At 65.7% G+C, this 24,260-nt stretch carries 20 protein-coding genes and 1 tRNA gene; 15 read left to right on the top strand and 6 right to left on the bottom strand.

All coding sequences use genetic code 11. From position 1 onward, the window contains the following. Positions 1-76: 76 nt before the first annotated feature. Positions 77-1,861, bottom strand: a complete 1,785-nt coding sequence (gene mutL / locus ABD050_RS27910) for a DNA mismatch repair endonuclease MutL (protein ID WP_343892855.1) — start codon at positions 1,859-1,861, stop codon at positions 77-79. Positions 1,862-2,018: 157 nt separating this feature from the next. Here mutL and ABD050_RS27905 point away from each other — a divergent pair, with 157 nt between their 5' ends. The 6 genes from ABD050_RS27905 (at position 2,019) to ABD050_RS27880 (ending at position 7,935) form a co-directional block, all read left to right on the top strand. Then, positions 2,019-3,065, top strand: coding sequence for a rod shape-determining protein (locus ABD050_RS27905; protein WP_343892854.1), 1,047 nt, complete (start codon positions 2,019-2,021; stop codon positions 3,063-3,065). Between the two features lie 57 nt (positions 3,066-3,122). Continuing rightward, the gene (locus tag ABD050_RS27900; RefSeq protein WP_343892926.1) at positions 3,123-4,013 is read left to right on the top strand and encodes a rod shape-determining protein MreC; all 891 of its coding nucleotides are present in this window, start codon (positions 3,123-3,125) and stop codon (positions 4,011-4,013) included. Positions 4,014-4,066: 53 nt separating this feature from the next. After that, entirely contained in the window at positions 4,067-4,522 is a 456-nt protein-coding gene (gene mreD / locus ABD050_RS27895; RefSeq protein WP_343892853.1) for a rod shape-determining protein MreD, read from the top strand. A gap of 13 nt (positions 4,523-4,535) precedes the next feature. Beyond that, entirely contained in the window at positions 4,536-6,638 is a 2,103-nt protein-coding gene (mrdA, locus tag ABD050_RS27890) for a penicillin-binding protein 2 (protein ID WP_343892852.1), read from the top strand. After that, positions 6,635-7,747 (top strand): rod shape-determining protein RodA, encoded by a 1,113-nt coding sequence (rodA, locus tag ABD050_RS27885; protein WP_343892851.1) that lies wholly within the window; start codon positions 6,635-6,637, stop codon positions 7,745-7,747. The genes mrdA and rodA overlap by 4 nt, the downstream gene beginning before the upstream one ends. Positions 7,748-7,859: 112 nt before the next feature. After that, a tRNA-Lys gene (locus ABD050_RS27880) sits at positions 7,860-7,935 on the top strand. Positions 7,936-8,051: 116 nt separating this feature from the next. Here ABD050_RS27880 and ABD050_RS27875 read toward each other — a convergent pair. Further along, complete coding sequence (locus tag ABD050_RS27875) at positions 8,052-9,578, bottom strand: CehA/McbA family metallohydrolase (protein ID WP_343892850.1); 1,527 nt, start codon at positions 9,576-9,578, stop codon at positions 8,052-8,054. 2 nt (positions 9,579-9,580) lie between these two features. Then, positions 9,581-12,070 (bottom strand): TonB-dependent receptor, encoded by a 2,490-nt coding sequence (locus ABD050_RS27870; protein ID WP_343892849.1) that lies wholly within the window; start codon positions 12,068-12,070, stop codon positions 9,581-9,583. A gap of 256 nt (positions 12,071-12,326) precedes the next feature. On the opposite strand from ABD050_RS27870, the gene ABD050_RS27865 reads away from it, so the two are divergent. The 9 genes from ABD050_RS27865 to ABD050_RS27825 all read left to right on the top strand — a co-directional run bounded on the left by ABD050_RS27865 (position 12,327) and on the right by ABD050_RS27825 (position 21,147). Then, a complete protein-coding gene (locus ABD050_RS27865) occupies positions 12,327-12,905 on the top strand; it encodes an RNA polymerase sigma factor (RefSeq protein WP_343892848.1) in 579 nt (192 codons plus the stop codon). After that, positions 12,872-13,846, top strand: coding sequence for a FecR family protein (locus ABD050_RS27860; RefSeq protein ID WP_343892847.1), 975 nt, complete (start codon positions 12,872-12,874; stop codon positions 13,844-13,846). Before ABD050_RS27865 ends, ABD050_RS27860 begins: the two co-directional genes overlap by 34 nt. 68 nt (positions 13,847-13,914) lie before the next feature. Further along, positions 13,915-16,743: a TonB-dependent receptor gene (locus tag ABD050_RS27855; protein ID WP_343892846.1), complete on the top strand. Its 2,829-nt coding sequence runs from the start codon at positions 13,915-13,917 to the stop codon at positions 16,741-16,743. A 418-nt stretch (positions 16,744-17,161) separates the two neighbouring features. After that, positions 17,162-17,896, top strand: coding sequence for a DUF4198 domain-containing protein (locus tag ABD050_RS27850; protein WP_343892845.1), 735 nt, complete (start codon positions 17,162-17,164; stop codon positions 17,894-17,896). A 25-nt stretch (positions 17,897-17,921) separates the two neighbouring features. Further along, positions 17,922-18,299, top strand: a complete 378-nt coding sequence (locus ABD050_RS27845) for a hypothetical protein (RefSeq protein WP_343892844.1) — start codon at positions 17,922-17,924, stop codon at positions 18,297-18,299. A gap of 59 nt (positions 18,300-18,358) precedes the next feature. Then, on the top strand, positions 18,359-19,087 hold the full coding sequence (locus ABD050_RS27840) for a HupE/UreJ family protein (protein WP_343892843.1): 729 nt from the start codon (positions 18,359-18,361) through the stop codon (positions 19,085-19,087). After that, positions 19,084-19,713: a hypothetical protein gene (locus ABD050_RS27835; RefSeq protein WP_343892842.1), complete on the top strand. Its 630-nt coding sequence runs from the start codon at positions 19,084-19,086 to the stop codon at positions 19,711-19,713. The genes ABD050_RS27840 and ABD050_RS27835 overlap by 4 nt, the downstream gene beginning before the upstream one ends. 40 nt (positions 19,714-19,753) lie before the next feature. Continuing rightward, positions 19,754-20,422, top strand: a complete 669-nt coding sequence (locus ABD050_RS27830; protein ID WP_343892841.1) for a haloacid dehalogenase type II — start codon at positions 19,754-19,756, stop codon at positions 20,420-20,422. Beyond that, a complete protein-coding gene (locus tag ABD050_RS27825) occupies positions 20,419-21,147 on the top strand; it encodes a cupin domain-containing protein (protein ID WP_343892840.1) in 729 nt (242 codons plus the stop codon). The genes ABD050_RS27830 and ABD050_RS27825 overlap by 4 nt, the downstream gene beginning before the upstream one ends. Before the next feature lie 35 nt (positions 21,148-21,182). Here the strand turns inward: ABD050_RS27825 and ABD050_RS27820 are convergent, their stop codons facing one another. From ABD050_RS27820 to ABD050_RS27810, 3 genes are all read right to left on the bottom strand, one after another. Further along, positions 21,183-21,587: a RidA family protein gene (locus ABD050_RS27820; protein WP_343892839.1), complete on the bottom strand. Its 405-nt coding sequence runs from the start codon at positions 21,585-21,587 to the stop codon at positions 21,183-21,185. Beyond that, positions 21,587-22,756, bottom strand: a complete 1,170-nt coding sequence (locus ABD050_RS27815) for a DSD1 family PLP-dependent enzyme (RefSeq protein WP_343892924.1) — start codon at positions 22,754-22,756, stop codon at positions 21,587-21,589. Before ABD050_RS27815 ends, ABD050_RS27820 begins: the two co-directional genes overlap by 1 nt. 76 nt (positions 22,757-22,832) lie before the next feature. Further along, a complete protein-coding gene (locus ABD050_RS27810) occupies positions 22,833-24,260 on the bottom strand; it encodes an aldehyde dehydrogenase family protein (protein ID WP_343892838.1) in 1,428 nt (475 codons plus the stop codon).

Genomic DNA, 24,260 nt, shown 5'->3' with positions numbered 1-24,260 from the left:
CCGAAAAGAAGAATGCCTCCCTGTTCCTCCCTGTTATGGCGCCATAACAGGGAGCCGACGGCAGCAGCTCCCGCCGTCACTTCCGCCCGAACAGCTTCTCGATATCGCCATGCGCAAGCTTCACCCAGGTCGGCCGGCCATGGTTGCACTGGCCCGAATGCGGCGTGATCTCCATCTCGCGGAGCAAAGCGTTCATCTCGGCGACCGACAGCACGCGCCCGGCGCGCACCGAGCCATGGCACGCCATGGTCGCCGCGATATGATCGAGCCGCTCGCGCAGGGAGAGCGCCTCGTCGAACGCGGCAAGCTCGTCGGCCAGATCGGTGACGAGCCCCACGACATCCCCCTGCCCCAGCATCGCCGGCACGCCGCGCACCAGCATCGCGCGCGGGCCGAAGCGTTCGAGGTCGAGCCCGAATTCATTCAGCTCGGCGGCGCGCGCCTCGAGCCGGTCGCAGGCGGGCTCGTCGAGCTCGATCACTTCGGCGAGCAGCAGCGCCTGCGAGGCGACCCCGCCATGCGCCATTGCCTTGCGCATCCGCTCGAGCACCAGCCGCTCATGCGCGGCATGCTGGTCGACCAGCACCAGCCCGTCCTCGGCCTCGGCAACGATATAGGTCTTCGCCACCTGCCCCCGCGCAACGCCGAGCGGGAAGGAGACGGTGTCGGGCGGCGGTGCATAAGCCGGCTCGGCTCGCGCCATCGGGGGCGCGATGAAGCTGGCGCGGCGATCGAACACGGCGTGCTGATTTGCGGGCCGTGGCGCCTCCCATTGGCGGCCGTCCCCGCTCGCGTCCCACAAATCGGGCGCTGCGGCGGCGGCCGGTTCCTGGGTCCATGCCGCCAGCGCACTCTCGCTCGGCCGCTGCACGCTGCGATGGCCCGCTTCGTCGAGCGCCCGCCTGAGGCCCGACACGATCATCCCCCGCACCATCGCCGGCTCGCGAAACCGCACCTCGGTCTTGGCGGGGTGGACATTCACATCCACCGCATCGGCCGGCACTTCGAGGAACAGGGCGACCATCGCGTGCCGGTCGCGCGGCATCATTTCGGCATAGGCGCCGCGCACCGCGCCGACCAGCAGCCGGTCCTTCACCGGCCGGCCGTTGACGAACAGATATTGATGATCGGCGACCCCACGGTTGAAGGTCGGCAGCCCGGCGATCCCGCCGAGCCTCAGCCCCTCGCGCTCGAGATCGATCGCCACCCCATTCTCGCTCATCCCGCGATCGGTGAGCGCAGCCACCCGCTCGGGCAGGCTCTCCCCGCCCGTCACGGTCAGCGACCGCCTGCCGTCATGCTCGACCGAAAAGCCGATATCGGGCCGCGCCATCGCGAGCCTGCGCACCACGTCGAGGCTGGCGGCATATTCGGCACGGCCCGAGCGCAGGAACTTGCGCCGCGCCGGCACCCGCTCGAACAGCGCCTCGACGCGCACCCTCGTGCCGGGCGGAATCGCGGCCGGCCCCTCCGAGACCAGCGCGCCATTGTCGACCACGCGCGCCCAGCCTTCGGCCCCCCGCATCCGGCTCTCGAGCGTCAGCCGTGCGACGCTCGCGATCGACGGCAACGCCTCGCCGCGAAAACCGAGCGTCGTGACGTTTTCGATCGCCTCGTCGGGGAGCTTGGATGTTGCATGCCGCTCCAGCGCGAGCGCCATTTCAGCCGGGCTCATGCCATGCCCGTCGTCAGTCACTTCGATGAGTTCAGTGCCGCCCGCCACGAGACGAATCGCGATCCGCCGGGCGCCGGCGTCGATCGCGTTTTCGACCAGTTCCTTCAACGCGCTGGCGGGCCGTTCGACCACTTCACCGGCAGCGATACGATTGACGAGATGTTCAGGGAGGCGGCGTATTGACATGATTGGTGCTCTAGCCCAAGCGACGGCATCCCGCGACCCGCATCTACCGGAAACCAGAGCGTGGAATTCCCTCTCTGGCAGGCCGGTCGTGAATGTGTCGGGGGAGACAGTGCGAATTGCCGCGACCCGCATGGGCCGGCCTGGAACGGAACGACAAATGGCTTTCTTCTCGCGGTTCTTCAGAATGATGTCGCACGACATGGCGATCGATCTCGGCACCGCAAACACCGTCGTCTATCTCCGCGGGCGAGGCATTGTCCTCAATGAGCCATCAGTCGTCGCCGTCGAGACGATCAACGGCGTCAAGCGCGTCAAGGCAGTGGGCGAGGACGCCAAGCTGATGATGGGCAAGACCCCCGACAGCATCCAGGCGATCCGCCCGCTTCGCGACGGCGTCATCGCCGACATCGATGTCGCCGAGCAGATGATCAAGCACTTCATCCACAAGGTCCATGGCGGGCAGCGCCGCTTCCTGCGCTGGCCGCAGATCGTGATCTGCGTGCCGTCGGGCTCGACCTCGGTCGAGCGTCGCGCGATCCGCGATGCCGCCTCGAACGCGGGCGCGTCGCAGGTGTGGCTGATCGAGGAGCCGATGGCGGCCGCGATCGGCGCCGACATGCCCGTCACCGAGCCGATCGGCTCGATGGTCGTCGATATCGGCGGCGGCACCACCGAGGTCGCCGTGCTCTCGCTGCGCGGCCTCGCCTATACCACCTCGGTCCGCGTCGGCGGCGACAAGATGGACGAAGCGATCGTCTCCTATGTCCGCCGCAACCACAATCTCCTGATCGGCGATGCGACCGCCGAGCGGATCAAGCAGGAAGTCGGCGTGGCGAAGCCGCCACCAGACGGGATCGGCCTCACCATCCACGTCAAGGGGCGCGATCTGGTCAATGGCGTGCCCAAGGAAATCCAGATCAACCAGGGCCAGATCGCCGAGGCGCTCTCGGAGCCGGTCGGCCAGATCGTCGAGGGCGTCCGCATCGCGCTCGAGAACACAGCGCCCGAGCTCGCGGCAGACATCGTCGACCAGGGCATCGTGCTCACCGGCGGCGGCGCGCTCCTTAAGGGTATCGACGAAGTGCTGCGCGACGAAACCGGCCTGCCGGTGACGATCGCCGACGATCCGCTGACCTGCGTCGCGCTCGGCACCGGCCGTGCGCTCGAGGACCCGGTCTTCCGTGGCGTCCTGCATAGCGCTTGATGGTTTGTTGAGCCCTTGGGCCCATAGGGGGCTCCCGGGCAGTTGGATGGGGGAATGATGGCGCCGTCTCGCAACCGGCGCCCGGGTTTTTCGCGGCGGGCGCAATACGGCCTCTTCCTGGGTTATGTGATCGCCGTTGCGGGTTCGCTCGTCGGCGCGGTCCTGCTCGCCCTCGCCACGCTCGACCCCCCCGCCTTCGCCGCGCTCCGCGCCAGCATGGCCGAGGTGACCACGCCGGTCTCCTCGGGCATCGCCGGCGTCGGCCGCGGCATCGCCTCGGTCCCCTCCTCGATCGGCAGCTATGTCGCTGTCCGGGACAAGAATGTCGCGCTCCAGAAGCAGCTCGACGATATCCACGCCATGCTGATGCGCGCACGCTCGCTCTCCTATGAGAATCGCCGTCTGAAGAGCCTGCTCCACATGCGCGAATATATCGCCGGCCCGGTCGTCGCTGCGCGGCTGGTCAGCTCGTCGGCCGCCAGCACGCGGCGTTATGCCGTGCTCAACGCCGGATCGTGGCAGGGCGTGAGGGTCGGCCAGCCGGTGCGCGGCCCCGAAGGGCTGATCGGCCGTATCCTCGAGACCGGCCCGAACAGCTCCCGCGTGCTGCTCCTCTCCGATCCCGAGAGCATCGTACCCGTCCGTCGCACCCGGGACGGCCTGCCGGCGCTTGCCGCCGGGCGCGGCGACGGACTGCTCGACATCCGCTCCGCCGCCTCTGCGGCGATTGCCTTCGAGCCCGGCGACGTCTTCGTCACCTCGGGCGCGGGCGGCATCTACTCGCCCAACGTGCCGGTCGCCCAGGTGATCAGGCGGTCGCGCGATATAGCATTGGCGCGGACCTATGCGCAGCCCGACACGCTCGATTTCGCGCTTGTCCAGCAGGCCTTCATGCCGCCTGAGCCACCGGCCCCCGCGCCCCCGTCCAAATCAGCGCCGGCGCCATGAGAGCGCCGACACGGGGCCCGTTCGATGCAGCCCCGCCGCCCGCGGCCGCCCGGATGCTGCCCGCGGCCTCGGTGATGCTCGCCTCGCTGGTCACCATCTGGCCGTTCATCACCAGCTTCCCGATCCTGCCGCCGCTCGCATTGATGATGCTGCTCGGCTGGCGGCTGACTCGCCCGGCGGTCTTCCCGATCTGGGCAGCCCTGCCGCTCGGTTTCTTCGACGACCTGCTCAGCGGCCAGCCGCTCGGCAATGCAATGCTCCTCTGGACTCTCTGCTTCTTCGTGATCGACCTGATCGACCAGCGCCTCGTCTTCCGCGATTTCTGGCAGGACTGGCTGATCGCCTCGGGCTCGATCGGCTTCTGCCTCATTGCCGGACGGTTGATCGCAACCCCGCTCGGCGCGCATGTCGATACCGTGCTATTGTTCCAGTTCGTGATCGCATCGCTCCTCTTTCCCTTCGTCGCGCGGTTCTGCGTCTGGCTCGACCGCAAGCGCCAGGGCGCGTGAAGGGCCGGCGCACATGAACCGCGAAGTCCGTATGGGCCGCCCGGACCGGATGATCACCGAAGCGCAGCAGACCTACAGCTTCTCGCGCCGCGCCCTCGTGCTCGGCGGCGGCCAGGCGGTGATCGGCCTGCTGCTCGCCGGGCGCATGACCTGGATCGCGGTCGCCGAGAACGAGCATTACAGCCTGCTCTCCGAGAGCAACCGCGTGAACATGACCCTGGTGCCGCCGCGCCGGGGCTGGATCGTCGACCGCCACGGCGTGCCGATCGCCAACAACCGAACCGATTTCCGCGTCGATCTCATTCCCGACCGCCTCGAGAACAAGGAGCACACGCTCGGCCTCCTCCGCGAGATCCTCGGCCTCCCGCCCGAGGAGGTCGATCGGATCATGACTGATCTGAAGCACGCGCAAGGCTTCCAGCCGGTCCAGGTCATCGAGAATCTCGATCTCGAGCGTTTCGCCGCGGTCAGCGTGCGGCTGCCCGAACTGCCCGGCGTCGCCCCTTCGCGCGGCTTTGCCCGCAGCTACCCGGCGGGCGCCGCTGTCGCGCACCTCACCGGCTATGTCGGCGCTGCGTCGGTCGAGCAGTACAAGGCGACCAAGGACCCGCTGATGGTCACCCCCGGCTTCAAGCTGGGCAAGGACGGGCTTGAGAAGACGCTCGAGCAGCAGCTCCGCGGCAGGCCCGGCGCCAAGCGCGTCGAGGTGACGGCACGCGGCAAGCTGGTCAAGGAGCTCGAAACCCGGCCCGACGTGCCCGGCCAGAATGCCCGGCTGACGATCGACGCCAGCCTTCAGGAATATGCCGCGCGCCGGCTCGGCACCAATTCGGGCTCGGCGGTGGTGATCGATGTCGCGACCGGCGAGATGCTCGCGATGGTCTCGATGCCGGCCTATGATCCGAACAGCTTCTCCGACGGGATCAGCCATCTCGAATGGAAGATGCTCTCGGACAATGATCATGTGCCCTTGATGAACAAGGTGCTCCAGGGCCTTTATCCGCCGGGTTCGACCGTCAAGCCGATGAACGCGCTGGCGTTGCTCGAAGCCGGCGTCCAGCCCAACCAGGTCGTCCATTGCACCGGCGCCCTCAAGGTGGGCAACGGCACCTTCCATTGCTGGAAGCGGGGCGGCCACGGACCGGTCGACATGCGGCGCGGCGTCGCGCAGAGCTGCGACATCTATTTCTACCAGATGGCGCGCGATGTCGGCTATGATCGGATCGCGCCGATCGCCCGCCGGCTCGGCCTCGGCCAGAAATTCGAGCTCCCCTTCAACAGCCAGCGCTACGGCACCGTCCCCGATGCGGCGTGGAAGGAAAAGCGCTACAAGGCCGACTGGACGGTCGCTGACTCGTTGAACGCTTCGATCGGCCAGGGCTATGTCCTCGCCAACCCCTTGCAGCTCGCGGTGATGGCGTCGCGCCTCGCCTCGGGCCGGTCGCTCAAGCCGAGCATATTGATGAACCAGATTCATCCGGCCGATCCGCTCCCGATGGACCCCGCCCATCTCGCCATCGTGCGCGACGCGATGTTCGCCGTGGTCAATGACGGCGGCACCGGCGGCGCGGCGCGGCTCGAAATTCCCGGCATGACGATCTCCGCCAAGACCGGCACAGCCCAGGTGCGCCGCATCACCATGGCCGAGCGCGCGACCGGCGTCATCAAGAACGCGGCACTGCCCTTCAAGATGCGCGACCATGCCCTGTTCATCTGCTTCGCGCCCTCGGACAAGCCGCGCTATGCCGCCGCCGTGGTGCTGGAGCATAACGGCCATACCGTCCGCAACCTCGATACCCCGGGGATCGGCCGCGACATCATGACCTATCTGCTCGATCGCGAGCGAGCGCTCAAATCGCTCGCCGAGGTGGAGCCGACCTGGGGCGGCGACATCAAGACGCGGATGGCGGCCGAGTCTGCCGCCTATCGCGCCGCCGCAAACGCCCCGCCCCCAATCGCTGCGGCGCAGACCGAGACTGATGCGGACGCCCCGACCGATGCCCCGGCGGTCTCCAACGCGACCAACGCGGCCGACGCCACCGCCGAGGCGCTCGCCAACGCGACCGCGCATGGCGACGGCGTCGCCCAGACCGGCTCGACGGAGGACGAACGGTGAGCGGCCTGAACTTCGTCCCCGCCCCGCTCGCTCAGCTGCCCTGGAAGATCATCCTGCTGGTGCTGCTGATCGGCTGTTTCGATCTGCTGGTGCTCTATTCAGCGGCCGGCGGCTCGATCAGGCCCTGGGCGCTGTCGCAGGGCGTTCGCTTCTTCGTCTTCCTGGCCTGCGCGATCGGGCTTTCCCGGGTGCGGGAATCGACCTGGAGCATGATCGCGCTGCCGGTCTATGGCGGCCTGGTGGTGATGCTCCTGCTGGTCGAGCTGGTCGGCGCGGTGCGCGGCGGCGGGCAGCGCTGGCTCGATCTCGGCTTCTTCCGGCTTCAGCCCTCCGAGTTGATGAAGGTGTTCATCATCCTCGCGCTCGCCAAATTCTACGATGCGCTGCCCCCCAACGAGACGCGGCGCTTCGGTGCGATCTGGCCGGCGGCTCTGCTGATCCTGGTCCCGGCCGCCTTCGTCATGAAGCAGCCCGATCTCGGCACCGCCTTGATGATCACGATCGGCGGCATCACCATGATGTTCCTCGCCGGCGTGCCGATCCGCCTGTTCCTCGGCGGTGCGCTCGCGGTCGGCGCCGCGGTGCCGCTCGCGGTCAATTTCGTGCTGCACGGCTATCAGCGCAACCGGATCATGGTCTTCCTCAACCCGGAGAGCGATCCGCTCGGCATCGGCTATCATATCAGCCAGTCGAAGATCGCGATCGGCTCAGGCGGCATCCTCGGCAAGGGTTTCCTCAACGGGACTCAGAGTCATCTTGATTACCTCCCCGAGGGCCATACCGATTTCGCGCTGGCGACGATGATGGAGGAATGGGGCCTGATCGGCGGAATCGGGCTGATCCTCGCCTTCATGGTGATCATCCAATGGGGAATCTCGGTGGGTCTCCGCGCACAGACCCGCTTCGCCCGCCTCGCCGCGGCTGGCCTCGCATCGACGATCTTCTATTATGTCGCGATCAACATGGCGATGGTGATGGGCCTTGCCCCCGTCGTCGGCGTGCCCTTGCCCCTCATCAGCTTCGGTGGCTCGGCGCAGATGTCGGTGTTGCTGTGCATCGGCATCCTGATGTCGATCGACCGCCAGAACCGTCAGGCGGTGCGCTGGTAGGAAGATCGCGCGGACAGGCAAAAAAACTGTTTGCAAGCCGGGCAACGGGTGCTAACCGGCGCCCTCCCCGAAGCGGCGGCGCCTCCAACGCGCCCTTGTTGCTGCCCGGTATGGACGCATAGCTCAGTTGGTAGAGCAGCTGACTCTTAATCAGCGGGTCCTTGGTTCGAGCCCAAGTGCGTCCACCATTTCCTCAGGTAAAATAAGCGTGTCACGGCGCGTCACATGCCGATCCGCGTCTGCTACTCGGCGGACACCCACCGCGGGCGAGCGCTTTTTCGCCTCGGAAAACCGCAGCGCAATCCTATCTCACCGGCGCGATATAGATCGGGTTGCCGATCAACAGCAGGCGCCCCTGGTCGTCACGAATATCCGCCCGGATCCAATGGGCGCGACCATCGCTCCGCCATGGCGCGATCGATAGGGGGTGGCCTGCGTCGAATAGTGCGCGATGCGCCGTCTCGGCTTGACCGTCGATCACCAGCTGCATGGTGCCGCTCGGCACGCCCTTGAGTTCGGCCGCGAACTGGACCGGCTCGCCAGGGTGCAGCCGTAGCGTCTGCCCCATCATCGCATGTTGATGGCCTGCGGATGCCGACAGGTCGAGGAACCGGTCCCGCGTGCCCTCGACGTCGATGAACACTCGGCCCGAACTGATGCCGGCCAGAAAGCCGTGCACCGATAATTCGCTCATATAGACAATGGTGGTGGGGCTCCCGACGGCGCCGGCCTCGCTGGCCGGTCGATCCGCCTCGTGGCTGTCGCTGCCGCCGATGCCGGTGACATGGCGGCCCATGTTCAGCAGCTTCGTCCAATAGCCCATTCCCTGGAGCGCGTTGTCGGCCGTTCGCGTTTCCCGCATCGTACCGCCGTTCACGACCTCGACCGAATCCACCGCGCCGTCCGGCAAATCGTCGACGCGCCAGCCGCAGCCCATGCACAATTCGCCGGAGGGAGCACCGGCATGGTTGATCGATACGATCCCGCCTTCGCGATGCACTGCCTCCATCCATTTGCGGGCCTGGTCCCAGTGCGGGCCGGTCATGCGAAAATCGAGGAAGTCGGTGGGTCCGAAGACGTTGCTATGGCCCCAGAAGGTAGTGATCTCGCGGCCGGGCACGAGCAGCATCCGGTCGAACGCGCCCTGAAGCTCGCGCAACGCGTTGAAGTGTGCGGTCGTATTGTGATCGCTGAGTGCGATGAAATCGAGGCCGCGGGCTGCTGCCGCCTCGACGGTGCGATAGACGGGACAAGGTACGCTCGCGCCGGACTGTGCCTTGCATCTTCCGTCACTGTCGCCGCTGTGCATGTGGAGGTCGCCGCGATACCAGCCGGGTTTCGCCAGGATCGGTGCATCGGCAAACTCGGTTACGGTCGCCGCACGCTCGATGAAAATCTGCGCCTCATAGGGAGCACGCGCGCCCTCGCGGATATTGGGGGCGCCGAGGACCAGATTCCAGCGCCCGGCGGGCAATGGTCCGGGGAGATAGCCGGGCGTCGCGTCCTCGGTGCTGAGCGTCATATGATCGCGGGTGCCGCCGCTCCAGCCGCGGAAGCGCGCCGGATCGCGAAGCCCAAGGTCGATGACGGAGCGCTGCTCCTTGCCCCCATAGGTGAAGCGGATGGTCAGCCGCGTGACTCCCGCCGGCAGATCAAACGGCAGCTCGGTATAATGTTCGTAGCTGGCGCGCGTGCGTTCGCCCTTGAGCACGCGCCACGGCATGCGCGCGTCAGCCCGGTCGGTTGGGGCCCTCGCCTCGCCGGCCCGCGCGACGGCAGGTACGAGCAGGACGAGGGCGGCGAAAAGGGCTGACGCGAGACGCATGGTCATGGTCAGAAGCGGTACATCAGCGCCGCGCGGAAATTCCGCCCGATCAGCGGCCGCGCGATGAAGGTGTTGGCGCCGGCATCGCCATTCTGCACCTCGCCGGCGCGCGGGTTGCCTTCGGTCAGACCCAGCGAGTTGTTGACGTTGTCGATATAGCCATAGACCGACAGCCCTTTCGAGATATCGAAACGCGTGCTCAGGTTGATCGTGGCATAGGCGGGCAACCGTACCGAATTGGCGGTGTCGACATAACGCGCGCCTTCATATTCCCATGACGCCTGCAACCGGAAGCGCCCGTCGAGCAAGTTCAGGCCCGGTACGAGACGGAGGCTGACGGTCGGCACGCGGATCAGCCGATTGCCGTCATAGTCGAACGACTTGCCGGTGGCGTCCACATAAGTGAGGCCCTTATATTTTGGCTCCTCGAGCGTCGCTGTGCCCGACAGATCGAACCACCGAACCGGGCGCAGCGTACCTTCCAGCTCGACGCCGAACGTCTGTGTGTTGGCATAGAGCGCCTCACTGACGGAGGCGCCGGTGTTCAGATCGAAGCGATAATTGGTGAAGGAGACGTTGTTGTATTTCGTCCAGAAACCGGTCGCGTAGAGATCGAGCAGCGGACTGGCATATTTGAGGCCGACTTCGCCGAGATCCATCGTCTGGACGATCGGCTTCGCCGTCGGGCTGGTGACGTAATTGCCCAGGCTCGGCAGCCGGTTGGCCGAGGTGTAGCGGGCGAACAGGCCGGCATGTCCGCTGAACTGATAGTCAAGGCCAAGCGTCCAGGTCGCATGGCTGAAATCATTGTCGTAATTGGCATAGACGCCGCTGCCGGTGATGATCGACGACGTCGCCGGCGTACCCAGATTGACCGTCTTCTTCAGCGCAACCGTGCCGCGTGCGCGCATCGTCTCCCAACGCACCCCGCCGTCGACGCGCAGCCTGGGCGTGATCTGCCATTCGTCGGACAAATAGAGCGCGTTGGTCGTCTGCTCGCCATGCGCATCTTCCCATTCATAGCCATATTTGTAGATGCCATGGTCGGTGAAGGTCCTGACGACGTTGCCGGCGGCATCGACCGCGACGAGATCGAGCAGCCGGGCATTGTCCTGCACGTCGAGCAGCGCGGTTGAGGAATAGCGGCTGAAATCCTCGTCGATATGCGCGAAATAATAGCCGAAGGTGATGTCGTGGGTCATCGAACCCATCTCGAAGCGGTACGAGAAGCGCGTATCGCTCATGACCTCCTTCACCGGCATCGTCAGGCCTCGCAGGCCGCCGACGATGACCAGGCCGTTGCCATTCTGGTTGGCGGTGTCGAAGACCTGGCCGGGCGAGGTCGCGTAGCGGAACTGAAGCGCGGTCGCGCCCGGCGCCTGGCCGAGCAGGGCCGATTGCGATTGCAACAGGCTGGCCGCGCTCTGCAGCGTGTTGGGAAACACCCCGTTACGCTGCGTCGTCGTATCGTTGTAGCGGGTGGTGTTGGCGATCTTCCAGCCGTCCCAGGGCTCGAACTCGAACTTGCCGGTGATCTGGGTGCGCTTCACCTGGGTGCCGACGCTGTTGTCGAAATTATAGATGCTGCCATCGCCCTCGATCATGCGGACGCGCTCGGTCTCGGGCCCGGCGACCGTGCCGTAATGGCCGTCGAAGCCCGGCACCGCGCGGATCTTGCCGTCGGGATAGGTGCGCATCGGGATGCCGGTGTAGAAGCCGACGATATCGTCCATCCGCTTGACGTCGAGGCTGAACTTGGCGCGCTCCCATTCGCGCGACACGGTGGCGCGGATCTGGCCGCCGCGATTGGCGGTGAAGCCGGGATCGCGGACGCCGCCTTCGGAACGGTAGAAGCCGCCCACTGCGAGCTTCCACTCGCCGACCGGCGCACCCACCCAGAAGTCCATGCGGTACTGGCTGTCGGCACCAAGCGTGGCCTTGACGAGGCCTTCCGCCTGGTCGCCCACCCGGCGGGGAATGAAATTGACCGCGCCCGCCGGCGCGTTCGAATAGAAGAGCGAGGCCGGGCCGCCGCGCACCACTTCGATCCGCTCGATCGTCTCGTCGAGGCGAAACACCTGGTCGCCGTTCAGATAGCCGAGCGCCGGATCGTGCTGGACCGGAATGCCATCCTCGAGCAGCTGGATCGAGCCGAAGCCGTCGACCGGCACGCCCCGTGCGCGGACATTGCCGCTCGCCTCGCCGCCCGAGGCTTCGACCCAGAAGCCGGGAACCGACTTCAGCGCTTCGGTGACGCTGGTCGGCGCCTGCAGACGCAGCGTCTCCTCGCCGATGCGGGTGACCGAATAGCTCATCTCGGCCTTGGTTCGGTCACCGGTGCCAGCGCGGCCGGTGACGATGATGTCCTCAGGCGCGCCGCCCTGTGTCTCCGGTGCATTGGCCGCCTTCGGCTGGGATTGAGCGTCCTGCGCCCAGGCGGGCGTCGTTCCGGCGCACAGGATGGCAAGCAGCGACGACGTCATCAGCAACGGCTTCATCATATTCCCCTTTGGTCGGTTTGCTCATGGTCTTCCCGGAGCGCGAGGGTCGCGACCGGTCGTTCCGGCGCGCGGCCGCGCGTCGGTGAAGTGCTTTCGATCGGGCTTCGTCGGGGAGACGGGGCGGGCGGCGATTTCCGCTACTGCCGCCCGAATTTTTTTTCGGCGCTATCAGTGTCGCCGAACTGTCAACCATCTGTAACAGCAGCGCTCTAGGCGAAGCCCATCACCGATTCCGATGGGGGGCGCCGATACCATGGCCTGGCTGCGCGACATCGACATCTGGTTTGCCGACCATGTCTTCCCCTGTCACCGGCAGACCCTGCGCTACGCGGTCAGCCTTGTCAGGCAGCCGGACGAGGCCGAGGAACTGGTGCAGGAGGCCTATGCGCGGTTGTTCGCTCTCGAGGATTGGGCGTCGATCGCCAACCCGCACGCTTTCACCATCAGGGTCGTCCGCAACCTCGCGATCGAACGATTCCGCCGTGCCGAGGTGGTTCGCCTCGACCAGGGCGCGATCCTGCACACGCTGGAGATCGCGGATCAGGAACCGACCGCTGATGTGGTGGCGATGGACCGGTCCGAGCTGAATCGCGTGGTCAAGGCCATGCAGGAAATGCCGCCCCGCATGCGCGAGGCCTTGTATCTTCGGCGAATTGAGGGCTTGCCGCCGGCCGAAGTAGCGGAAAGAATGAATATCTCCGTCTCCACGGTAGAGACACATCTGGTCAAGGCTCTTCGCCTGTTAGTGCAGCGGTTGGATCAACAGGAAGCGCGGGCGAGGACGGAGCAAGAATCTGCATGGGAGACGAAGGAAAGGCTGGAGCGGGGCTGAGGGAGCAGGCAATCGACTGGCTGGTGGCGCTCGATTGCGGCACCGTCGACGAGCAGGCGTTCGACGCCTGGCGCAATGCGGATCCTCGGCACGCGGCAGCCTTTGCCCAGGCCGCCGCCGCATGGCGGCGCACGGCTGATCCGCGCCTTTCCGCCCTGCTGGATCAACCTCCCGACACGCGTCAGCCGATCGTATCCGAGTCTGATCCCGTCCCGCAAAGAACCGTATCGCGCCGTGCCGTCACCGGGGGTGCGATTGCCGCCCTGTTGGGTCTGGGCGGGGGCGGCGCGTTTCTGGCATGGCCCCGCCGTGCCTTCGCCGAGACGGCGGTCGGCGAGCGGCGGACCGTTCGCCTGCCCGACGGCAGCCACGCGATGCTCAACACCGATACGCGCATTGCCTGGCGATTTGACGAGGGGCGCGAATTCTGGCTCGAGCGCGGGGAAGCGGCCCTGCTCGTCCAAGCGGCCGAGCAACCATTTCGCGTCTATAGCGACCCGATAGACGCGCGTCTGAGCGAAGGCAGGTTCAGCCTCCGGCTGGAGCCGACCGGCGGCCAGTTGATGGTTCTGGCCGGCCGGGCCGCAGCCGCCTATCGCGGTACGCTCGCTGAAACGATCCATGCCGGGAGCGCGCTGACGATCAGCGGCGGCAGCGCACGCCTGGACGCCCTGTCTTCCGACATGATTGCCGCGGCGACCGCCTGGCAGAGCGGGCGGATCGTCTTCAACGGCATGCCGCTCGATCGGGCGATCGCCGAATTCAACCGATACCTTCCCGACAAGATCGTGCTGCAGCAGCCCGATCTCGCCACGACCCGGCTCGGCGGCGAATTCCGGATCGACGACCCCGACAATTTCCTGCTGGCGCTCCGCGAGGGTTTCGACATCGACCATCGCCGGCAGGGCGACCGGATCCTGCTGTTCCGCAGACGCACCTGACCGACACGCGCCAGGCGAAATGGCCAGGGTGACACAAAGCTGTCGCGCGCCGACGCCACTGAGGAATCATGAATCGGCTTCGCGGCTTCCTCCCCATGATCGGGCCACCGGGCCGGCGTGCTGCCTGCCTGGCTGGCGCCATCCTGTCCGGAGCGGGCGCGATCCCCCTCATGCCGGCCCAGGCCGCGCCAGCCGAGCGATCCGTTCAATTCGATATCCCCGCGCAGGACCTCGCGGCCGCGCTCGATCAGCTCGGACGCCAGGCCGGGGTCCAGATCCTCTACCCCTACGGGGTCGCCGCGGGACGGCGCAGCACGGCGCTGCGCGACCGGGTGCCGATTCGCATGGCGCTCGACCGGTTGCTGCGCCGGAGCGGCCTCGAGATCGTTCGCATCACCGATCGCCTGGTCATCCTGCGCGCGGCGGGCGCCGCGCCGCCAGCCCGGACGATCACGCGCCCTGCCCCGCCAAGGCCGGCCCCCGCACCCTCATCGACAAGACCGCCGATTCCGCCGCAGGCCGATATCGTGGTGACCGGGCGCGCGAGCCAAGCCCCCCTCGACGAAACCGAACTGAGCTATGCGATAACCCGGATCGACGGCCCCGCGCTGGCGCGCAAGGGTCCCCTGTCGACCGCTGACCTGTTCAAGCAGGTTCCAGGGTTCTGGGTCGAATCGACCGGCGGCGAGGCCAGCAACAACATCCGGTCGCGCGGTATCCCGACCGACGGCTATACTTCGGTAGCGCTGCTCGAGGATGGCCTACCGGTCCAATATGACGGCGGTCTCGGCTATCTGAACACCGACCAGATCTACCGGATCGATTCGACCATCAGCCGGGTGGAAGCGGTGCGCGGCGGCCCTTCCGCGATCTTCATGCCGAACGCCCCGGGCGGCAGCATCAATTTCGTCACGCGCACCGGGCTGCGCGACCCGGGCTACACGCTGTCGGCGACCGCCGGCAGCTTCGGATACGAGCGGGTCGACGGCTTCGCCGGCGCGCGGATTGCACCGAACCTCGGCGTCTCGCTCGGTGGCTTTTATCGTCAGGCCGACGGTCTGCGCCATTCCGGCTATCCGGCCGACCGGGGCGGACAAATTCGCGCCGGGATCGACTATGACGATGGTCGCGCGCGCCTGTCGTTCAACGTCAAGCGACTCGATGATCGCGTCATCCTCTATCTGCCCGTCCCGCTTCAGTTCGACGGCAGCGGCAATGTCCGCGCCGTTCCGGGATTCGATCCGTTGACGGATACGCTGGCCGGACCGGACGAGGTGCATGTCCCCTTCAAGACGGCGACAGGCCCCAGGGATTTCGACCTGTCCCAGGGAACCCGCAGCCGCATCACCTTTTACACGATGAGCGGTCGGCTCGCGCTGGATGACCGGAGCGCGGTGGACATCACCGCGAGGCTGCGCACCGGAAGCACGCTGCGCAACGGGCTGTTTCCGATCGGCCGGCCGATGACGGGCAGCGACTATCTCGCGAGCGTGATGCCGCAGCTCAAGGCAGCCTTTCCGGGTACAGCCGCCGCGACGATCCGCTACGCCGACACCGGCACGCCGTTTCTGCCGGACAGCAACGGCAACGGCCTGGTCGTCGGCGCCAATCTGCTGTCGGTCTGGATGCCGATGACGGAATTCATTGCCGATGCAAGGCTGACGCGCCGCTTCGACCGATGGGGCCATCACGATATCGCGCTCGGCCTGACCTATGACAGTGCCAGGCTGGATTTCGACCGGACAATGGGAACCGTCCTGCTCGATGTGCTCGGCCAGGCCCGGCGTCTCGACGTCGCGGCGGTCGATCGGAACGGCCGGGAGATCGGCGCGCTGACCGACAATGGATTCGTGCGCTATGGGTCGTTGTTCGACGCTGTCTCGCTGCGATCGTCAAACCTTGCACTCTATTGGGCCGACGAGTGGAAACTTGCGCCCCGATGGCGCATCGATCTGGGCGGCCGTTGGGAAAAGATCCGGATCGGCGGCGGCGTCGAAGGCAGCACCCCCGTCAATCTCGGCGACGCCGCGACGCTCGCCGACGATGCCGTGCTTACCGGCGACGGCGTCATCGAACCGATCCGCCGCCATTTTTCCGGATTCAACTGGACGGCGGGGGTCAATTTCCGCCCCGCCCCGAGCACCGGGCTGTTCCTGCGGCTGACCCGGATCGCCCGGCTGCCGAGCGCAAGCGAGTTCAACGCCTATCCGAACCGTACCGACGAAGCCGTCACCCCGATCACGATGGCGGAAGCCGGCCTCACCGTGCGACATCGGCGCTGGACCCTTTCCGCTGTCGCCTTCGGGACTCATTTCGCGCGATTGCCGTTCACGGATTATCGCTTCGATACGGCGTCGAACACCTATGTCGAACGGACATCGATCGCGGATACCTCGACCATCGGGCTCGAGCTGGCGGGACATGCCGACCTGGCCGGCCCGCTGAAGCTCGACGTGCAGGCAACGCTTCAGGATCCGCGCTATCGCAATTTCAGCTATATCGAGCTGGCGGGCGGCCTGCCCGTCACGCGCGACGTCACCGGCAATCAGCTGATCCGCGTACCCAAGCTGTCCCTCCGGGTGACCCCGAGCCTGAGCCTCTTCGCCGGCAGGCTGCGCATCGACACGGAATTCGTGCGCTATTCCGACCGATTTGCCGACATCGCGAACACGCAGCGGTTACCGCCTTATGCGCTGATCAACATGGATGTGAACGCGAAGATCGCCGATCGCCTGGCGATCGCGCTCCATGTCACCAACCTCACCAACGCGCTCGGCCTGACGGAGGGCAATCCACGAGCGGGGTCATTCGATGCCGGCGGCATGGGCACCAGTTATTTCCTGGCCCGCCCGGAGTTCGGCCGTACCGTCCGTGCGACATTCAGCCTCTCCTATTAGGACGTACTGTGATGCGACATTCAGCCTCTCCTATTAGGACGTACTGTGAATGGTCTGAATCAGCTCCATCAGACAGGTCTTCGCCCAACTCAAAACCCGCCTGCGAAAGCCGCTGAGCGATCGGTCGAGGCAGCGTGGCGCCCTATCTGCGCGGTCGCACCGGAAATGGCGGGAGTCGGCGGTGAGCCGGATCTTCAAATCCGTCGCCAATGGTGCAGGCAACGACCAGGGCGTCTCACGGCATGAAAACCTGAAAGGGTCGTGCGACGGAATGCAAGGCGGCGGATTATGCTGCGCGTGTCGCTCGCGGACAGCGATCCTGCCAGCGCCGGGGGGCAAAAAACCCATTCTTCCTGTTCGGGACCGTTAAGCTCCTTTGGAAGGCGCCGTCCGGGCGCGAAAGCAAAAGGGACATGTCATGCGCAGCTTGAAGCTTCTCGTCGCCGCTACGGTACTCTCGGGAATCATTACGGCGCCGCTCAACGCGCACGCCGTCTGGTTCGCACAGCGCGCCAAGCAGACCGCTCTGATCTATGGTGTCGGCGCGGACGATCTCGATGCCGTCAAGCGCTTCGCCCTGATCGAGAAGATGACGGGCTATGATGCAAATTATCAGCCGATCAAGGCAACGCCGCGAATCGCCGGGCCGATCGTACTGGTCGACACCGAGCAGCAGCCGACCGTGTTGTCGGTCGTCTTCTTCAACGGCATCTGGTCGCGCGTCGGCACCGGTGAGTTCGAAAAGAAGGGCCGCGACGAGATGCCGGAAGCCACCCTGTCGGAAAAGAACTACAAATATTCGGTCGCCATCATGGGGCCGCTCGACAAGCCGATCCCCGCCCTTGCCGATCAGGCCCTGCAGATCGTGCCGGTCGGAACCATCCCCACCATGCTCGGCGAGAAGCTGACCTACAAGGTGCTGTACCACGGCAAGCCGGCAGCCGGCGCCAAGGTAATCAACGATCTCGTCAACGATCCCGATGCGAAGCCGGTCGAAACCGCCGCAGACGGCACCGTCACCCTGGTCGTCCGCAACCAGGGCCTGAACGTCGTCCAGGCCGTGTTCAACGGGCCGACCGACGACCCGAAACGCTATGACCATATCGAGAATACAGCGACGCTTGCCTTTGTGCTCGCGCACGCACCCGAATGATCGCCCGAGCCCTCGGAGATACACTATGAAGAAAATCCTGACCGCCGCCCTGGCCGTGACGATTGCCCTGATGGCGCAGCCCATCCTGGCGCACGGCTTAACCCAGCCCAGGCATGGCGGCATCGTCTCGATGAGCGGGGAGACGCTGTTCGAACTCGTCATGAAACCCAAGACGCTCGAGCTTTATGTCATCGATGACGATGATCCGGTTGTCGCCTCCGGGATGACGGCCAAGCTTACGGTGAACATCGGCGGCAAATTGCAGAACATCATGCTGAAACCGGCATCCGGAAACCGTTTTGACGGCCCCGCCATCAAGGCGCCGGCGGGCACCAAGATCGCCGTGCTCGTGATCGACAAAAAGAGCCAGGCTCACCTGGGAACCACCTTCACCATCAAATGAGGAATGCGGCTCCGGCGGCAACGAGCCGGGGCAGCGTCCAGCAAGAAAAGGGGGTGTGCATGGACGGAGTGCGAGGAATCCTGCGGCGATGGCCGCTACGCGCGGGGCCCTGTGCGATCGCACTGCTTGCCATCGCGTGTCTCGCCGATCCGGCCTTCGCGCACGGCGTCGCGGAGAGCGACAAGGCCTATATACAGACCCACCCGGGCATCAACATCATCCCCTATATCTATCTCGGCGCCAAGCACATGGTTACCGGTTACGATCACCTCCTCTTCCTGTTCGGGGTAATCTTCTTCCTCTACCGGCTGAAGGACGTCGGCAAATACGTCACGCTCTTCGCCATCGGCCATAGTACCACGCTGCTGCTGGGCGTACTTACCAACATCCGCGCCGACGCTTTCGTGGTCGATGCGATCATCGGCCTGTCAGTGGTCTACAAGGCCCTCGACAACCTTGGTGCATTCAAGACGGTACTTGGCTTCGAGCCGAACCCGAAAGCGGCAGTGCTGATCTTCGGCTTCTTCCATGGCTTCGGCCTCGCCACCAAGCTCCAGGATCTTGTCGTTTCGCGTGGCGGGTTGTTCGCCAATCTGGTCAGCTTCAACGTCGGCGTCGAGATCGGCCAGTTCATCGCACTCAGCATCATCCTCATCCTGATGACCCTCTGGCGCCGCAGCCGCAGCTTCAACCGCAGCGTGCTCGTGGCCAACGCCCTGCTGATGACCGCCGGCGTCGTGCTTGTCGGTTACCAGCTCACCGGATTCGCCATGGAGCACGCCGCATGAACGCCGCCACTGCCATCGACGCCCCCGTCCCCATCCCCTATCGCGCCAGCGGCAGGAGCCTGGCGCAGGCGTCGATCGCCGCCCTCGTGGCCGGCACCGCTATCCTGATGCTGTTCGTGCTGCCGGCGGAATATGGCATCGATCCGACCGGCGCCGGCCATCTGCTGGGCCTCACCGCCCTCAACGCCAAGGCAGAGGATGCCGATATCGCGACAATATCCGCACCCGGCGCGGCCGCGCCGGTCGCGCCGGTCCTTGTCCCGCCGCAGACACGCGACTCCATCATTCGGGCGACCCCCTATCGCAGCGACGAGCGAACGCTGACGCTGGCACCCCACGCCGGCATTGAGATCAAGGCGGAGATGCAGACCGGCGATCAGTTCGTCTTCAGCTGGAAGGCCACCGGACCGGTGAAGATGGATATGCATGGGGAGCGCTCGCTTACATCCGAGGATTTCTCGACTTACTGGAAACAGAAAGGGATGACCGATGCGCAGGGCAGCTTCATGGCCCCCTTTCCGGGAATCCATGGCTGGTACTGGCGCAACCAGGGCGAAGCGCCGGTGACCATCACGCTCAGGATCAGCGGCTTCTACCGGAAGCTCATCCAGCCGAACGCGAGCTGAAAACTCGCACGACCTCATCAGCACCCGACAGGAGCGACACATGGCAAATCTTCGGCCGAAGTTCATTACTTTCGATTGTTACGGTACCCTGATCTACTTCCAGATGGCCCCAATAGCCCGCGTGCTTTACGCTGACCGGATCGAGGCCGCCGCGATGGATGCTTTCTGCCAGGACTTTTCGGCCTATCGCCTCGATGAGGTGCTCGGTGCCTGGAAGCCCTACAAGGATGTGGTCGAGGGCTCGCTGCGACGGACCTGCAAGAAGTGGAACATCGCGTATCGCGATAGCGACACCGAGACCATCTATGCGGCCGTGCCGACCTGGGATCCGCATCCCGACGTCGTCGCCCCGCTCAAGCGGGTGGCCGAGGAGTTTCCGCTCGTCATCCTGTCCAATTCGATGACGGACCTGATCCCCTACAGCGTCGCCCGGCTCGAGGCGCCTTTTCACGCGGCCTACACCGCCGAGGAAGCCCAGGCGTACAAGCCGCGGATGCGGCCGTTCGAATATATGTTCGACATGCTGGGCTGCGGGCCGGAGGACGTGCTGCATTGCTCATCGAGCTTCCGCTATGACCTGATGACCGCCTATGATCTCGGGATCACGATGAAGGCGTTCGTCAATCGCGGGCACGAGCCGCTGAACGCCTATTATCAGGTCCACGATATTCCGAGCATCGCCGGCCTGCCCGGACTGCTCGGCCTGTGACCACGCTGGATATCGTCGCGTCCGGCAAGGTGCGCAGTTTTGTCGATCTGCGCGCATTCGCTACCGCGGCATCCATTCCGTCCGACGACGGCGCCGACGCCTGGCTTTCGGCCCGGGCCGAGCTCGAATTGCCGGCAGGTCCGGTCCAGGTCGCAGCACTGGCGCTGACCGGCGAAGGGCGCATCGAGCGCCTGGCAGCCGACGAGTTCGTGATCGTGCTGGAAGGAACGGTCAGTTTCGAGAGCGAGGGCGCACGGCTCACGGCGGCGGCTGGCCGGAGCGTGGTGCTGCCGAGTGGCCTTTCGTTCACCTGGTCGGCGGCAATGGGCACCCGTGCCATCGTGATGCGCTGTACGGGAGCGCCGGGTGCTCTCCAGCTCCTGCCGATTGACGAGGCCGCGCTACTTGAACCTTCGGGTGCGCCGCTCGCAGCGCTGCTGGTCGGGCCGACGCCTTCCTGCCGAAATCACACCGACTATCGATCCGACAATGGCGAGTTCGTCTGTGGCACCTGGGATTCGACGCCCTATCATCGCCGCGCCATGCCCTATCGTCATTACGAGCTGATGCACCTGCTCGACGGCGCGGTGACCTTCGAGGATGGCGCCGGCCGGATCGGGACCTTCCACGAAGGTGATATCTTCCTGGTCGAGCAGGGTGCGGAATGCTCATGGCTGAGCGAGACCCATGTGAAGAAGGTCTACGCCATCTACCGACCCGCCTGATCGCAGCTCAGACTGCCGCGGGGCAGGTGATGAAATCAGTCGCCGTTCGCGACGAGCGCGATGGCATCGATCTCCACCAGGAATCCATGATGGAGCTCAGGTACCGGCACGACTGTGCGGGCAGGACGCGCGTCGGGGAGCATGGCGGCGTAGACCGCGTTAAAATTGGGCCAGTGGGCGACGCCGACAATATAGGCGGTCACGCGCACCAGATGCTGCGGTCCGCTGCCGGCGGCAGCGAGGATGGCAAGCATGTTCTCGATGGCCTGTCGCGCCTGGGCCTCGAAGCCCTCGTCCGGCAATGCCACACCATCGGGCCGGATCGGCAACTGCCCTGAGACATAGACATGCCCGGCGGCGACGGTCGCTTGCGAATAATGGCCGGCCGGCTTCGGCGCGCCGTCGGTGAGAAGCGTGGTGATACTGTCAGTATGCGCCATCACCAACCCCCGAACCGTGGCCACTCGGCCTCGACGACGTCGGAGACACCGCGAACGACATGGTAGCTGCGATGCTGCGCGCCGGTCGAGCAAGCGTGGTTCGGCAGGATCCGGACGCGATCGCCGATTGCAAAATCCGGCAAGGAGGCGCCAGATCCCGGCCGCACCGTGATGATGCCATGCTCCTGATTGGCATCGGCGACGATCAGATCGGGATAGGCGTCACCTGCCATGTCGCAAACCACCCCATAACCCTGGTTGACCGCCTGCTTCGCGGTACCGCGATCCTGCGACATCGCCATCCATCCGGCGTCGATCAGGATCCAGCCCTTTTCACGCTGATGGCCGATCACGGTCGCCAGCACCGATAGCGCGATATCCTCGACGCCACAGATCCCGATGCCCGCCATCACGAGGTCGAAGAAGACGAAGACCCCGGCCCGCACTTCGGTGACGCCGGCAAGATCGGTGGCATGATGGGCTGTCGGGGTGGAACCCAGGCTCACCACGGGACATGCCAGCCCAGCCCCGCGCAGGACGGCGGCGGCATCGACGACCGCGCGTCGCTCCGCCTCGGCACATTGCCGCAACGCTGATTCCCCCCGGGCGCCGTAACTTCCGCCGGCATGTGTCAGCACGCCGCGCAGTTCAGCGCCCTGCCCGAGCGCGCGGCCGATCGCCACCAGTCGCTCGGCATCCGTCGACAGCACGCCCGAGCGATGGCCGTCACAGTCGATCTCGATCAGCGCCGGAATAGCAGCGCTGGCGTCGCGCGACACGGCGGCGACAACCTCGGCCTGTTCGACCGTATCCAGCACAACGGCGAGGTCCACTCCCTTTGCCCGCAAGTCGAGGACGCGGGCGAGCTTCGCGGGCGCAATGCCGACCGCATATACCATGTCGCGCACGCCGGCCGCCGCGAACTGGGCCGCTTCCTTGAGCGTGGAGACCGTCGCGGGCCCCGCCGGGGACGCCATTACGCGCCTGGCAACCTCGATCGACTTGGCTGTCTTGAGATGGGGACGTAGCGACACCTCGAAACCGGCAAGACGGCCGCGCAGTCGCGCGATATTCCGGTCCATGCGATCGGCGTCGAGCACGAGGCACGGCGTTTCGAGATCGCGCAGCGTCGGCGCGGCCGCCCCCGCCGACGTTCTTTCGAGTGCCATTGCGTCGCTCACGACCTGATCCTTCCTTGCCTTGCTGCGTCAGTCGCTGAATCCAGCGCCGCGACACGCCAGTTACCTAATAGCCGATGATCGCCTTGGTCTCGAGATACTCCTCCAGGCCGTGGACGCCATATTCGCGCCCGTTACCCGAGCGCTTGTAGCCGCCGAACGCCGCTTCGCCGTCCCATGCCGGATAGTTGATATGCACCTGGCCTGCGCGGATCTGCGCCGCGACCCGCCGCGCCCGTTCGGTGTCGCGGGACTGGAGATGCGATCCGAGGCCATAGATGGTATCGTTGGCGATCGCGATCGCTTCCTCCTCGTCGCGATAGGGCATGATCGAGAGCACCGGGCCGAAAATCTCTTCGCGCGCGATCCGCATGTCGGAGGTCACCTCGGAGAAGATCGTCGGGCGCACGAAGAAGCCGCGATCAAGGCCTTCCGGCCGTCCGAGCCCCCCGCAGACCAGCTTCGCGCCATCATCGATGCCGGCCTTGATCATCGCCTGTACCCGCTCGAACTGCGCGGCGTTGGCGATCGGACCCATCATCGTGTCGACGTCCCGGGGGTCTCCGACACGAATGCCGGCTGCCGCTTCGGCCGCCAGCGCCTCGACTTCGGCGAGTCGCGCCGCCGGTACCAGCATCCGGGTCGGCGCGCTGCACGACTGACCCACGTTGCGCATGCCCGTCAACACACCCTTGGCGACAGCCTGCTCGAAATCCGCATCGTCCAGGAACAGATTGGGCGACTTTCCGCCGAGTTCCTGCACCACCCGCTTCACGGTCGCGGCCGCCGCCTGCGCCACCAGCACACCGGCACGCGTCGACCCCGTGATTGAGATCATGTCGACATCGGGATGGGCAGCGAGCACGGCGCCCACCGCTTCGCCCGTACCGTTGATCAGGTTGAACACGCCAGGCGGCACGCCAGCGTCATGCATGACCTGCGCGAACAGCAGTGCGCTATAGGGGGAAAGCTCGCTTGGTTTGAGCACGACGGTGCAGCCCGCTGCAATCGCCGGCGCGACCTTTGCCGTGATCTGGTAAAGCGGCCAGTTCCACGGCGTGATGAGCGCGCAGACGCCGATCGGCTCCTTTGCCGTGGCGGTGGTGCCATCGAGCGTCAGGAACTGGTAGCGCCGCAGCACCTCCATCTGCACCCGCACATGCGCTGCCGCGAACGGGACCTGCGACGCGCGGGCAAAGCTGATCGCTGCGCCCATTTCCATGACCAGCGCCTCGGCAAATTCTTCGGCTCGCTGCTCAATCAGCTCCAGAATGCGGCCCAGCAAGGCCAGCCGTTCCTCCACGGACGTGCGCGAGAAGGCCTCGAACGCGCGCCGGGCCGCCGCTACGGCGAGATCGACGTCCGTGGATCCGCCCGCCGCGATATGGCCGGTAATTTCTTCCGAGCTGGGATCGATGGTCGCTATCGTCGCCGCGACGGAACCGTCCCGCCACTGACCGTCAATATAGAATTGTGTCGTCTTGTCGGCCGTCAT

The sequence above is a fragment of the Sphingomonas oligophenolica genome, assembly GCF_039522915.1.
Classification (GTDB): Bacteria; Pseudomonadota; Alphaproteobacteria; order Sphingomonadales; family Sphingomonadaceae; genus Sphingomonas; species Sphingomonas oligophenolica.
The sequence above is the reverse complement of the archived record's forward strand: the minus strand, read 5'-3'. Positions and strand labels throughout refer to the sequence as shown.

Coding starts and splice junctions, on each gene's coding strand:
- ABD050_RS27820 (WP_343892839.1), bottom strand. CDS start 21,587: ATGGCGCATACTGACAGTATCACCACGCTTCTCACCGACGGCGCGCCG.
- ABD050_RS27840 (WP_343892843.1), top strand. CDS start 18,359: ATGGACGGAGTGCGAGGAATCCTGCGGCGATGGCCGCTACGCGCGGGG.
- ABD050_RS27860 (WP_343892847.1), top strand. CDS start 12,872: ATGGGAGACGAAGGAAAGGCTGGAGCGGGGCTGAGGGAGCAGGCAATC.
- ABD050_RS27865 (WP_343892848.1), top strand. CDS start 12,327: ATGGCCTGGCTGCGCGACATCGACATCTGGTTTGCCGACCATGTCTTC.
- ABD050_RS27855 (WP_343892846.1), top strand. CDS start 13,915: ATGAATCGGCTTCGCGGCTTCCTCCCCATGATCGGGCCACCGGGCCGG.
- ABD050_RS27850 (WP_343892845.1), top strand. CDS start 17,162: ATGCGCAGCTTGAAGCTTCTCGTCGCCGCTACGGTACTCTCGGGAATC.
- ABD050_RS27900 (WP_343892926.1), top strand. CDS start 3,123: ATGGCGCCGTCTCGCAACCGGCGCCCGGGTTTTTCGCGGCGGGCGCAA.
- ABD050_RS27830 (WP_343892841.1), top strand. CDS start 19,754: ATGGCAAATCTTCGGCCGAAGTTCATTACTTTCGATTGTTACGGTACC.
- ABD050_RS27845 (WP_343892844.1), top strand. CDS start 17,922: ATGAAGAAAATCCTGACCGCCGCCCTGGCCGTGACGATTGCCCTGATG.
- ABD050_RS27905 (WP_343892854.1), top strand. CDS start 2,019: ATGGCTTTCTTCTCGCGGTTCTTCAGAATGATGTCGCACGACATGGCG.
- ABD050_RS27870 (WP_343892849.1), bottom strand. CDS start 12,070: ATGAAGCCGTTGCTGATGACGTCGTCGCTGCTTGCCATCCTGTGCGCC.
- mreD (WP_343892853.1), top strand. CDS start 4,067: ATGCTGCCCGCGGCCTCGGTGATGCTCGCCTCGCTGGTCACCATCTGG.
- ABD050_RS27835 (WP_343892842.1), top strand. CDS start 19,084: ATGAACGCCGCCACTGCCATCGACGCCCCCGTCCCCATCCCCTATCGC.
- ABD050_RS27815 (WP_343892924.1), bottom strand. CDS start 22,756: ATGGCACTCGAAAGAACGTCGGCGGGGGCGGCCGCGCCGACGCTGCGC.
- ABD050_RS27875 (WP_343892850.1), bottom strand. CDS start 9,578: ATGACCATGCGTCTCGCGTCAGCCCTTTTCGCCGCCCTCGTCCTGCTC.
- ABD050_RS27810 (WP_343892838.1), bottom strand. CDS start 24,260: ATGACGGCCGACAAGACGACACAATTCTATATTGACGGTCAGTGGCGG.
- mrdA (WP_343892852.1), top strand. CDS start 4,536: ATGAACCGCGAAGTCCGTATGGGCCGCCCGGACCGGATGATCACCGAA.
- mutL (WP_343892855.1), bottom strand. CDS start 1,861: ATGTCAATACGCCGCCTCCCTGAACATCTCGTCAATCGTATCGCTGCC.